Below are 12,093 nucleotides of genomic sequence, written 5' to 3'. Positions count from 1 at the left end.
GGCCGGGCGGCGTAGTTCCGGCCACCGTGGGCCGGGCTGGCGTAGTTCCGGCCACCGTAGGCCGGGCCGGCGTAGTTCCGGCTGGCGCACGTCCGACGCCCGGGCCGGTGTCCGCGGTCGGCGCTAGACTGCCTCCATGGCCGTCTACGTCGATCCGCCGCTTTGGCCTGCCCACGGAACCCGCTTTTCCCACCTCGTGTCGGACACCTCGCTTGAGGAGCTGCACGCCTTCGCCGCGGCCGCTGGCATTCCCGGGCGGGCGTTCGACGGCGACCACTATGACGTCGCCGAGGCCCGGTACGAGGCCCTGGTGGCGGCCGGCGCTGTCCCCGTGGAGGGCCGGGTCCTGGTCCGGAAACTGGTTGCCAGCGGGTTGCGGATTCCTGCCCGCCGGCGCGGAAAGTCCCTCCGGGTGCCGCTCCTGAACCGCTGGAACGAGGTACTGCCGGGCCACGACGCCCTGTTCCTGGACCTGTTGGACCGCTGGGGCGAGGAGCACCGGAAATACCACGGCCGCACCCACCTGCTGGCCGTGCTGGAGGCTCTGGACCTGCTCTGCGACCCGGCCGGTCCGCCACGGGCCGTGGTGCTGGCCGCGTGGTTCCACGATGCCGTGTACCGCGGCGTCGCGGGCCAGGATGAGGAAGAATCGGCGCGGCTGGCCGAAGACCGGCTCGGGCACGCCGGCCTCCCGGCAGACGAAGTGGATGAGGTGGCGCGACTGGTGCTGCTGACTGCGGACCACCGTCCGGAGCCGGGCGACGACGCCGGCGCCCTGCTTAGCGACGCCGATCTCTCCGTCCTCGGCGGGGAACCGGAGGCCTACGCCCGCTATCTGGCCGCCGTCAGGGAAGACTTCGCCCACATCGGCGACGCCGACTTCGCGGCCGGCCGCGCCGCCGTCGTCCGCCAACTCCTCCAGCTTGATCCGCTGTTTCACACTGACCGCGGGCGCGGGCTGTGGCTGGAGGCTGCCCGCCGAAACCTGCAGGGCGAACTCGGGTGAACGGCGTACCCGCGGCGCAGCGGCAACCGCCGCCCGTAGGGTCGCGTGGCTGCGCTCAGTGGTGAGGCTTAGGCGGCCACGCTGAGGTGATTCGCCAGCCGGTCGAACGACTCCCGCCACCCTTCGCCGTGGCGGTCGCGGCTGGCCGCGGAGTCGAACGGGCCCTGGGTGAACGTCATTTGGGTGCCGCCGTCGATCTCGTCCAGCTGGATGGTTACCTCGGTTTCGAAGCCTCGGGTGCCGTCCGGCTTGTCCCAGGCATGGGTGAACACAAACAGCTGCGGCGGCTCGATATCCGTATGCACCCCGCTCCACCAGAATTCCTGCCCGGTACTGTCCTGGATCATGCAGGCGCGGTACAGGCCGCCGACTTCGAAGTCTGCGTCGATGCTCTCGCGCGGGACGTGGAAGCCGCGCGGGCCCCACCACTCCGGAGCCTGGTCCGGGTCCGTCAGCGCGGACCAGACTACCCGGATCGGAGCCCTGAACTCGCGGACAATCACCAGCATGAGGTCTGTGTCCCCGGACGCCAGTTCGCTCATGATCCTCTCCCTCGATTTCCGTGGATCCGGTGGCGGAAGTGTCCCCCAGGTTCCGCCGGCTGCGCCGCCGCCCTAGTAGCGGCGGTCGTGGCTGTAGGCCGTCACATAGGGCGTGTTGCTCGGGACGATCTGCTTGCCCAGGGGCATCAGCGAGACCGGGATGAGTTTGAGGTTGGCGATCGCCAGAGGGATGCCAATAATCGTGATGGCCATGGCAAAGGCCGTGACAACGTGCCCGATCGCGATCCAGATGCCCGCCACCAGCAGCCAGATGACATTGCCCAGCAGGGCAAACGCGCCGTGTCCGCCGGGCTTGTCCACCACCATGCGGCCGAACGGCCACAACGCATAGGACGCGATGCGGAACGAGGCGATGCCCCACGGAATGGTGACAACCAGCAGACAGCAAACGATTCCGGCAAAGAAGTATCCGAGGGCCAGCCACAGGCCGCCAAAGAGCAGCCAGATGATGTTCAGAAGTGTCTTCATGGATCTATTCTCGCCCGTGGGAGTGACATTCGGCCTGAGGGGTGGCCCGGAATAATCCCTGGCTTCGGAGCCGACCCCCAGGTACCGCTTCCGGCTGACCGGTTATGAGGCGTCGGCCTGCTTGACCATGGCGGCTTCAACACTGATCTTGACCTTGTCGCTGACCAGCAGTCCACCGGCTTCCAGGGCGGCGTTCCAGGTCAGGCCAAATTCCTTGCGGCTGATGTCCGCCTCTGCGCTGAAGCCGGCCCGGGTGGCGCCGAACGGGTCCACCGCGACCCCGGTGAACTCGACTTCCAGATCCACGGGTTTGGTGACATCGCGGATCGTCAGGTCTCCGGTCAGCACATAGTCCTCCCCGTCGCCCCGGATCCCGGTGGCCCGGAAGGTCATTTCGGGGTACTTCTCGACGTCGAAGAAGTCGGCGCCGCGGACGTGGTTGTCGCGGTTGGCGTCCCCCGAATCGAAGCTCGCGGTCTTGACCGTGGCGTGCAGGCTCGCGTCGGCCAAGGAATCGCGCACCCGGGCCTCCGCGGAGGCCTCGTTAAAGCGGCCGCGGACCTTGCTGATGCCCGCATGGCGGACGCTAAAACCGACTTCGCTGTGGGACATGTCCAGTGTCCACACTCCGGGGGTCAAACCTTCGGGCAGCGTCACAACGGTCTCCTTCGAGCGGGGCGGGCCTGTCCCGCCAGAGCGATCGGGGTATTCCCCCACCCTGCATGCTAACGAGGAACCCCCTCCCGGGCTAGGGTCCGCGTTGACTCATGGAAAAGGTCCGTGGAGCCGGGTACGTTGCCTCATCTGAAAAGGTCCGGGAACGACGGGGCCGTGGACATCCTTGAGGGATGGGACTGACGATGAGCCAGCGGAAGGCTGTCACGGTGATCAAGGCCAGGGCGTATGCCCGGGCCGGCCGGCCGGAGAAGGTCCGGATCCTCGATGAGCTGGTGGAGCTCACGGGCTGGAACCGGGACTATGCGCGCCGGGCCCTGCGGCAGGCGCTTCAGCTGCGGCCGGTGCGGGCCCGGGAGCCGAGGCCGCCGGTGTATGGTCCGCGGGTCGTCGAGGCTCTGGTGGTGTGCTGGGCGGTGCTGCGCGCTCCGGCCGGCAAACGTCTGGCCCCGATGCTGCCGGTGCTGGTGCCGTTGCTGCGCCGGGACGGGGAACTGATGCTCTCGGATGAGGAGGCGGAGCTGCTGATGCGGATGAGCGCGGCAACGATTGACCGCCGGCTGGCCCCGGAACGGAAGAAGCTGGTGCTGCGGGGCCGTTCCCACACCAAGCCCGGATCGCTGCTGAAGTCCCAGATCCCGGTCCGGACCTGGGCGGACTGGGACGATGCGGTGCCCGGGTTCGTGGAGATCGACCTGGTGGGGCACGAGGGCGGGGTGGCCTCCGGGCAGTTCTGCTTCACGCTGACGGTCACGGATATCGCCACGGGATGGACCGTGAACCGGTCCGTGCCGAACAAGGCGCAGAAATGGGTGTTCGCGGCCCTGAAGTACGCGCTGGCACGGTTCCCGTTCCCGATCGTGGGGATCGACTCGGACAACGGCACCGAATTCATCAACGACTACCTCTTCGCCTACTGCCAGGAGCACCGGATCACCTTTACCCGGTCCCGTCCGGGGAACAAGAACGATGGCGCCCACGTGGAACAAAAGAACTGGGCCAGGGTCCGGGAGCTGGTCGGCTACTACCGCTATGACACCGCCGCGGAACTGGAGAAGCTCAACGAGATCTGGGAGCTTGACGGGCTGTTCACGAACTATCTGCTCCCGCAGCAGAAGCTGGTGTCCAAGGAACGCCACGGCGCGAAAGTCATCAAGAAACATGATGCCGCGCTCACCCCGCACCAGCGCGCCGCCCGCCACCCGGACACCCGCAAACGCCCCGTCATCACCATGAACGCCCAGTTCAAACGCCTAAAACCCGCGGTGTTGTCCCGGCAGATCCTGGGACTGACAGGTGAACTCGAAACCCTCGCCCAAGCCAAAGCCGCACCCCGCAACTACAAAGTCAACACCTCGTTCAACCCGCCCCTGAACCGGACCTTTTCACGTGAGGCAACGAATCAACCCTCCCGGACCTATTGACGTGAGGCAACAGGGGGTCCCGCAGGCACTTGACGCCGGGCGTGCGGATTCCGGACTTCCGGCGCCTGTGACAGCGCCCGTGACAGCGCCTGATCGGACGACCGGGACGGCACCTGATTCCCCGGCCTGGCGCCAACGCGGTCTCTGGCCTTCACTCCACGGCCGGGTTACTCTGGCCTATAAACGCCGGGCAATCACCCAATTTCGCGGAACTATTCGCACAGTGCTGACCAACGCAGCGCTGACTAACACAGTCCTGATTAACCGAGTGATGTGAGGAATCGTGGCCAGGTCCCTGGGGAAACGTGGCAAGGCCGGTCTGAGCGCTTGCCTGCTGATCCTGAGCCTGCTGCTTTCCGCCTGCCAGCCCGTGCCGCCGGAACCCGCACCGCGCCCAAGCACCGGCACGCCGTCGTCGGGTTCGGCACCGGCACCGGGCACGCCGACGTCGGGTCCCGCGCCGTCGTCCGGCGAAGCCGTGCACTTCACCGTCCAAGGCGATATCGGCGTCAGTTCAGGCGCCAAGAAAGTGCTCGACGTCGTTGCCGGCCTCCGCCCCCAACTGAACCTCGCCCTCGGCGACTTCACGTACAAAGCCGGCATCGAACAGCAGTTCTGCGACATGGTCACCGCACGCCTCGGCGGGGACTTTCCCTACCAACTGGTGACAGGGAACCACGAGAGCGACGGCCACGAGGGCGACATCGAGAAATTTGTCCAGTGCCTGCCCAACAGGCTGCCCGGCCTCCAGGGCGAATACGGGACGCAATGGCGCGTCGATGTTCCCGAGCAGAATCCCGTGGTCCGCTTCATTATGGTCTCCCCCGGCATCGATTTCCGGGGCGGGGAGCCGCTGGACTACTCAAGGGACAGCGAACGCTGGCGCTGGACCGCCGACGCGATCGACGGAGCCAAATCGCAGAACATCCCGTGGACGGTGGTGGGCATGCACACCCCCTGCCTGAGCGTCGGCAACTATGACTGCCAGGCGGGAAAGGACTTCACGAACATGCTGATCGATAAGAAAGTGGACCTCGTCCTGTCCGGCCACGACCACATCTATCAGCGGACCCACCAGCTGGCCAGGGGCGGGGACTGCGCGGAACTCGTTCCCGCCACCTTCACCTCCGGTTGCCTGGCCGATACCGGCAACTCCATGAACCAGGGCTCCGGAACCGTGTTCGCCACGGTGGGAGTGGGCGGCGTCGGACTCTACAACGTGAAATCCGATGACCCGGAAATGGGCTACTTCGCCAGCACGTCCGGAAAGAACCGGGATCCGGCCTTCGGGACACTCGATGTCACGGCGACGGCGGACCAACTGGCGGCCCGCTTCGTTCCGGCCGAGGGATACACCTTCACGGATTCCTTCACCCTCCGCCGCAGATGAAAGCCCGGCGCCGGGCGCGCTTCGGGTTACGGCCGCTGCACGGCCCCTGCACGATCCGGTAGAGCCGTGAAAATCAGGCCGGCACCCAGACGCTGATCCAGTCGAGGGACACGTGGCCCTGGGCCTCCGGGGCAGGGCAGCCGGTCAGACAGGACTCGGTCTGCAGGATCAGGTGCATGGGTGTCGTCGGCGCGTTGGTGCTGACGCCCAAGGACCGTCCGTCCAGGAAGAACTCGATCCGACCGGGGCTCCATTCCATGGTGGCCACATGCCAGGATGTGACGGATTGGTCCGAATCCAGCTTATCGAAGGCGTCCGCGCCGTTGCGGTCGTAATGTACGGCGCCGTAAATGATTTTGGCGAGGTCCCCTTCCGGGAAGTCCACCTCGCCGTCCCGAGGCCAGACGCCGCTATCCGGCCACAGAAGCCAGGCCGTCTTAAAGCCCGGCAGCGCGTCAGCCCGGTAGCGGACCGAATACCGGCCGTAGAGGAGACTGTTGGCCCGCGGCGGATTGGAGCTGGCGTTTGGGATCTTGGGCATCGGCGCCGCCCCCATCGTGATCCCGTTTTCCGTGTGCAGGTACCAGTCCAGCGAGCCGTTGCGGACGCTGAGGACTTTCGACGGGTAGTAGCCGGTTTTTCCAGGGTTTTTCTGCCCGGCAGTGTCCGGGGTCCCGTCCTTGTAGCCGGCGCTCCATCGTGCGCTGTAGAGGGGGCCGGGGAAGCCGCCCAGCGGGACGTCGCCAGCGGAGAAGTCCTCGACAAACACTTGCTTCCAGCCTGGCAGATTGGCCGTCATCGACACATCCGTGGTCCGGGCCGGGAGCGGTGGCTGGCCGGTTCCCGCCCCGGGAGCGGACTGGCTGGCCGCCGCCGGAGCCGGCTCAGTCGCGGCCCCGCCTTCGGCAGACCCGGTCGGGACCCCCGGCTGGGAGCCGGTGGACGGGGACCCGGTGGGTTGGGCGGCTGACGGAGCGGCCGGCGAGGGTGAAACAGACGTGAACAGCGGCCGCTCACCGCGGGGAGCGGCATCGGAGCCGCACCCGGCCAGCGCCAGGGCGGAGGCAAGAACCATGGCGGGAAACAGCACGACCCGGGAAGCGAGGGGGAGACGGCGATTCATCGGCACGCGCCCCCTACGCACGTATGTCCGCATCCGGCCAGTCTCGCATGGAGGCCTCGGTCCATCAACCGTTTCCCGACCATTTTAGTTGAATCATCAAGTTAATCCAAGGTTAATGCAAGGTGCCGTGACCAGACTTTAACCCTGGGGTAATTTACTAAGTTGTCGGCAACTGTAAGCGTCAGCGTTGGGTCTAGTTTCCGGATTGAGCGGCCGGGAAGCGCTGCAGTTGAGGCGAGCAGAAACACGTCATTGAGTGGTGAGGCCAGTGTCCATCCCGAATCTCAAGCCGAACGCGCGCCCCCAAACGACGCCCCCTCCGGCAAATCCCTCCGTCAGTGTGGTCATTCCCACTCTGAATGAGGCAATGAACCTGCCGTGGGTGCTCCGGCGAATGCCCTCCTACGTGGATGAGGTGGTAATCGTTGACGGCCGTTCCCTGGACGCCACAGTCGACGTCGCGCGGGCCTTACGTCTGGACGTCGTGGTGGTGGCCGAACCCCGCCCGGGCAAAGGCAACGCGGTGCGGGCCGGCTTTGCCGCGGCTTCCGGCGACATCATCGTCATGCTTGACGGCGACGGCAGCATGGACCCCCAGGAGATCGGCTGGCTGGTGACTCCACTCCAGCACGAATACGACTTCGTGAAAGGCTCACGCTATGTGACGGGCGGCGGCTCAGACGATCTCACGTGGCTGCGCAGCGGGGGAAACAAGTTGCTCACCGGGCTGGCCAATGCCGTTCTCCACAGCGACTACTCGGACCTTTGCTACGGTTACATCGCCCTCCGCCGCGAATGCGTTGACATTCTGGAGCTGGAGTCGGACGGCTTCGAGATCGAGACGGAACTGATTGTGAGGGCGTCACGGGCCGGCCTGCGCATTGCCGAGGTCCCCAGCCACGAGTTATCGCGCATCTCGGGACAGTCGAACCTGCACACCTTCCGGGACGGCTGGCGGGTTCTGCGCACCCTTGCCCGCGAGCGCGTGAGCTGGGAGGCTCCCACCGCCGGAGCCCGCCCCGAGGCCCTGCGGAGGGTCAAGTACAAGTACCCCAGTGTGGTGTTCCCACACGTCCCCACCGATCCCAGCAGCGTTCTGGGCATAAGGGCAGGTGAATAAGATGTCCGAGCATTCAGCCTTGCCGGCAGTATCTGTGGTGATTTGCTCCTATTCCGAGGACCGGTGGGACATGCTGATGGGCGCCCTGGACTCGGTGCGCACCCAGACCGTCCCGCCCAAGCAGACGATCGTCGTCGTCGATTACAACGTGGACCTGTACAAGCGGCTGATCTTCACCGTCCCGGACGCGGTAATTGTCGAAAATAGCGGCCCCAAGGGCCTCTCGGGCGCACGAAACACCGGAACCTCCGTTGCCAAGGCAGAGATCGTGGCTTTCCTCGACGACGACGCCGAGGCCGCGCCGGATTGGATCGAGCGGCTCGTCGCCCTCTACGACGACCCCGACGTCCTGGCCGTGGGCGGCCGGGTGGAACCGCTCTGGGAAGCAGGGCGGCCGGGCCACTTCGCCAACGAGCTCGACTGGATTGTCGGGTGCACGTACCGGGGAATGCCTAAAGTCGCCGCCGAGGTCCGCAACGTCATTGGCGCGAACATGTCCTTCCGAGCCGATGTCCTGGGCCGAGTCGGAGGATTCAACACAGCTTTGGGACGCCAGGACGCCACCCCGCTGGGCTGCGAAGAAACCGAGCTATGCATCCGCGCCGTAATCGGCGCTCCCGGCTCCCGGGTGGTCTATGAACCCGCGGCCCTGGTGCACCACCACGTCCCTGCCCCGCGCGGCACCCTGCGCTACATGCTGGCACGCTCCTGGTCCGAAGGGATCTCCAAAGCGCAGGTCAGCAGGGTGGTCGGCCACAAGCGGGCACTAGGCCCCGAACGGCGCTACGTGCGGCAGGTCCTGCCCCGGGCGGTGTTTGCCGGAATCCGCGGCTGGCTGCGCGGCGAAGACCCGGCCGGACTCGGCAGAGCGGCCGTCATCATCGCCGTCCTCGCGGCCACCGCGAGCGGCTATGTACGCGGGCGCCGCCTGCCTGCCGCACCCGTCCCGCTGAAACCGGCCCCGGTGTCGGCGGAAGATGCCTGGAGGGAAGTCCAGTGACACGAGCAGATGACGCATCCGTCCCCTTACACCGCCCGGTGCATCATCTGCACCCTGAACCACCTGACCGCAGGACCCCGACCCCAGAAAGCTTGGATCATGAGCCAGTCTGAACGCGACGTGAAACAGCCGATTAGTGCGTCTGCAGGAGCCTCCTTCGACGTCCACGGGATCGTAGGCATAGATGTGGAGGCCGGGACTCCGGGTGAACCGCAACTGCGGGATATGTTCGCCCCGTTCCTGGGGGATTCCAGTGCGCCACGGCGGATAACCGTCGGCGGACAGATATCGCCGATTTCCAGCCAGTCGCACGCGGAGGATGCCTACCGTTTCACCGGAGACTCCCTCTACATCCCGGCAGACCACGTCCAGATCATCGAGACGAAAGACGGTTACCGGGTCGAAGGCGCCGGTGAACTCCTGACCTCTGTTATCCCCTTGCTGGACCGCCTGTGCGTTCAGGAGGAGACGGCGATGATCCATGCCGCGGTGGTGGACTTCCGCGGTTCCGGAGTTCTCCTGCCGGCCTGGGGCGGCGTCGGAAAGACCAGCACGGTGGCGAAGCTGGTCGCCATGCCCGATGTGCGGTTCATGGCCGACGACTGGGCCTTCATGGGCGCCGGCGGAATGCTCATGGGCTACGCCAAACCGATGTTCATCAAACCCCACCACCGTGCCATCTACCCGGACATGTTCCGGGGGACCCGCAAGCCCCTGGCCCCCGGATGGATGACAAAACCAGTGGCCCACCTGGCCACGGCAGTCCACCCGGTCATTGTCCGCTATCCGAAAACGGCCGCCTTCACGCGGCGATGGTCCCCCGAACACCGCATGGTGCAGCCGGAGCATGTCTTCGGAGCGCAACGGATCTCCTCCGCGGCGCCGACCCAGCTCGCCATCTTCCTTGAACGCTTTGACGGCGCGGACGCACGGCTGGAAGCACGAAGCGCCGAGTGGATGACGTCCCGGATCGTCGGCAACTTCCATTCGGAACTGCCCATGGTGTCGCGGCGGCTCGTCGAGGCCCTCGGTGCCACCAGCCTCGTCCCGTTGGAGGATCATTTCGGCCAAAAAGCGGCCGTGGTGCGACGGGCCCTGGAGGACGTTCCCTGCTGGCTGCTCCGGCTGCCCGCCGCCTGGTCCGCGGACCAGGCCTCTGACTACATCGCGAACCTGGTCCGCTCAAAACTGGATGAGTGAGGCGAGTCCAGGTGAGCGATCTGAAGGTGTCGGTCGTGGTTCCGGCGCGCAATGCCGCAGCCTGGCTGCGCGAGTGCCTCGAGTCAATCCGCAGCCAACATCCGCACGAGATGATCGTCGTCGACGGCTGTTCGACGGATGACACCGCCGCAATCGCCCGCGAGTGCGGGGCAACCGTCATCTCCGACGAAGGTCGCGGCCTGCCGGCCGCGCGCATGCTCGGAGCCCGAACCGCCACTGGTGAGGTAGTCGCCCTGATCGACGCCGACGTCGTCCTGCCGCCGGACAGCCTGCGCCGGCTGCTCGACGAATTCGAGTCCGGCGGCTACGACGGCCTGCAGTTCGGTCTGGCCAGCGAAGCCGACGGCCCCGGGTATTGGGGGGCGGCGCTGGCCTGGCACCACAACCACAGCCGGGTGCGCAGCTGGTTCGGCGTGAGCGCCACACTGATGCGCCGGGACGTGCTGCTTTCGGTCGGGTTCGACGACGAATTCCGTTCCGGGGAAGATGTGGAGCTCAGGATCCGCCTGGAGCAGGCAGGGTACCGGCTTGGCGTTTCCGATTCCGTCGTGGTCAGGCACCGGTTCGATGACACGTTTGACTACGCCCGCGACCAGTGGCTCCAGGACGGGGCCGGGATGGCCCGAACCGTCCGAAAGCATCCGGGCCGTGCCGGCTGGATGGCGATGCTGCCCCTGCTGGCCACAGTGCGCGGCGTGGGCCTGTCCCTCTTCAAGGCTCCCCGCTTCCTGCCGTACTGGATGGGGTTCCTCCTCTACAACTACCGAGCCATGTTTGGGGAGATCCTGCGCCCGGCCCATAAGCCCATCTCGGTTGGAGGGAACGCGGCCTGGCTTGCCGCCGCGCGGATTGCGCCGATGGTCACGGGTTTTTTGTTCTGGGCGCTGGCGGCCCTCGTCCTTCCCCCGGAGCAAATAGGTCTGGGATCCGCGGTGGTGTCCGCCGCCCTCCTCACCGTTCAGCTGGGGATGCTCGGCGTCGGCCCCGCCACGCTGACCCTGCTGCCGACGGAAGCTGACGGCGGCCGGCGCCTCGTCGCCACAAGCCTGCTCACCGTCGCTACGTCTTCCCTGTTTGGCGCGGGCCTGCTGGTCGTGGTCACGCGGTGGCTCGGCTCGGGCGTGGGCGAGGCCTGGAACGATCCCGTGGTCACGGTCCTGTTCCTGGCCACGGCGCTCCTGGCCGCCAGCGCGTACCAGCTGGATCATGTGGGCGTGGCCCAGCAACGCGCCGACCGAACCCTGGTCCGAAGCCTGGTGCAGAGCCTTGTGCAGCTGGCCTTCCTGGCGGCCGGGTTCGCCGTCGGAATCCGGGACCTGTCCGTCGTTGTCGGCGCCGTTGCGGCCGGTGCGCTGGCCAGCGTCCTCGTGGGGTTTCGCCAGCTTGCCCGTGCCAAGGTATCCCCGGACTGGAGGCATGGTCTCCGGGCCGGACCGGCCCTGAAACTCCTGAAACCGGGGCTTCCCAACCACGCCCTCATGCTCGCCGACCGGGCGCCCGGCTACGTGCTTCCGCTCATCGTCGCATCCACCCTTGGCCCCTCCTCCACTGCGGCCTGGTACATAGTGTGGATGATGGCCTCCGCCGTGTTCTTCGTCCCGCAGTCAGCCGGCTTCACCCTGCAGACGGCCCTCGCGGGAACGCGGGCGCGGCCGGGCCTCGTCGCCTCAGCGCTCCGGGCCAGCCTGGTCTTGACTCTCGTAGCCGGCTTGATCCTGGTTGTTGCCGGGCCCCTGCTCCTGAGCTTCCTCGGACCGCAGTATGCGTCCGCGTGGGTCCTTCTTCCCGTACTCGTTCCGGCACTTCTCCTGAGCTGCGTTACGCAGGTCTACTACGGGCTCTGCCGGGCCCAAGGGCGACTCTTCGAAGCCACAGTGGTCGCCACTCTGGCCGCCGTCCTGGTCGTGGCTCCCGCCGCGGCCGTGGCCGTCAACTACGGCCTCACCGGCGTCTCCGTGCTCTGGGCCGTCGCCCAGGCGACAGCGTCAGTGATCGCTGCTCGGCGTCTGGTCACCCTGACCCGAGTGAAGCCCGCCGCCACCGCAGGCGAGATTCCTTCAGCGGCGCGCCACCAGCCGACCTGAATCGAGAAATCATGACACA

At 66.6% G+C, this 12,093-nt stretch carries 11 protein-coding genes; 7 read left to right on the top strand and 4 right to left on the bottom strand.

Annotation, left to right across the window (positions count from 1 at the left end; translation table 11 throughout):
• The first annotated feature begins 136 nt into the window (after positions 1-136).
• On the top strand, positions 137-1,006 hold the full coding sequence (locus ACVWZ7_RS13215) for a DUF4031 domain-containing protein (protein ID WP_456508101.1): 870 nt from the start codon (positions 137-139) through the stop codon (positions 1,004-1,006).
• A 68-nt stretch (positions 1,007-1,074) separates the two neighbouring features.
• Here ACVWZ7_RS13215 and ACVWZ7_RS13210 read toward each other — a convergent pair whose 3' ends face one another.
• From ACVWZ7_RS13210 to ACVWZ7_RS13200, 3 genes are all read right to left on the bottom strand, one after another.
• Positions 1,075-1,548: an SRPBCC family protein gene (locus tag ACVWZ7_RS13210; protein WP_091252778.1), complete on the bottom strand. Its 474-nt coding sequence runs from the start codon at positions 1,546-1,548 to the stop codon at positions 1,075-1,077.
• A gap of 72 nt (positions 1,549-1,620) precedes the next feature.
• Positions 1,621-2,037 (bottom strand): YccF domain-containing protein, encoded by a 417-nt coding sequence (locus ACVWZ7_RS13205; protein ID WP_091252775.1) that lies wholly within the window; start codon positions 2,035-2,037, stop codon positions 1,621-1,623.
• A gap of 102 nt (positions 2,038-2,139) precedes the next feature.
• On the bottom strand, positions 2,140-2,694 hold the full coding sequence (locus ACVWZ7_RS13200; RefSeq protein ID WP_456508100.1) for a YceI family protein: 555 nt from the start codon (positions 2,692-2,694) through the stop codon (positions 2,140-2,142).
• A gap of 203 nt (positions 2,695-2,897) precedes the next feature.
• Here ACVWZ7_RS13200 and ACVWZ7_RS13195 point away from each other — a divergent pair, with 203 nt between their 5' ends.
• Both ACVWZ7_RS13195 and ACVWZ7_RS13190 read left to right on the top strand, forming a co-directional pair.
• Positions 2,898-4,136, top strand: a complete 1,239-nt coding sequence (locus ACVWZ7_RS13195) for an integrase catalytic domain-containing protein (protein ID WP_456506949.1) — start codon at positions 2,898-2,900, stop codon at positions 4,134-4,136.
• Between the two features lie 283 nt (positions 4,137-4,419).
• Positions 4,420-5,526, top strand: coding sequence for a metallophosphoesterase (locus ACVWZ7_RS13190; RefSeq protein WP_456508099.1), 1,107 nt, complete (start codon positions 4,420-4,422; stop codon positions 5,524-5,526).
• Positions 5,527-5,599: 73 nt separating this feature from the next.
• Here ACVWZ7_RS13190 and ACVWZ7_RS13185 read toward each other — a convergent pair whose 3' ends face one another.
• Positions 5,600-6,649, bottom strand: a complete 1,050-nt coding sequence (locus tag ACVWZ7_RS13185; RefSeq protein WP_456508098.1) for a glycoside hydrolase family 16 protein — start codon at positions 6,647-6,649, stop codon at positions 5,600-5,602.
• A 259-nt stretch (positions 6,650-6,908) separates the two neighbouring features.
• Here ACVWZ7_RS13185 and ACVWZ7_RS13180 point away from each other — a divergent pair, with 259 nt between their 5' ends.
• From ACVWZ7_RS13180 to ACVWZ7_RS13165, 4 genes are all read left to right on the top strand, one after another.
• Positions 6,909-7,769, top strand: a complete 861-nt coding sequence (locus tag ACVWZ7_RS13180) for a glycosyltransferase family 2 protein (protein ID WP_456508097.1) — start codon at positions 6,909-6,911, stop codon at positions 7,767-7,769.
• Position 7,770: 1 nt separating this feature from the next.
• Positions 7,771-8,769: a glycosyltransferase family 2 protein gene (locus ACVWZ7_RS13175; RefSeq protein ID WP_344365909.1), complete on the top strand. Its 999-nt coding sequence runs from the start codon at positions 7,771-7,773 to the stop codon at positions 8,767-8,769.
• 99 nt (positions 8,770-8,868) lie between these two features.
• Positions 8,869-9,969 (top strand): hypothetical protein, encoded by a 1,101-nt coding sequence (locus ACVWZ7_RS13170; RefSeq protein WP_344365912.1) that lies wholly within the window; start codon positions 8,869-8,871, stop codon positions 9,967-9,969.
• A gap of 11 nt (positions 9,970-9,980) precedes the next feature.
• Positions 9,981-12,074 carry a glycosyltransferase gene (locus tag ACVWZ7_RS13165; protein WP_344365914.1) on the top strand — a complete coding sequence of 698 codons (2,094 nt, stop codon included), beginning with the start codon at positions 9,981-9,983 and terminating at the stop codon, positions 12,072-12,074.
• Positions 12,075-12,093: the final 19 nt, after the last annotated feature.

It is taken from the genome of Arthrobacter sp. TE12232, assembly GCF_054062615.1.
Note: the sequence above shows the minus strand (reverse complement) of the source record. Positions and strands in the feature narration are given on the sequence as shown.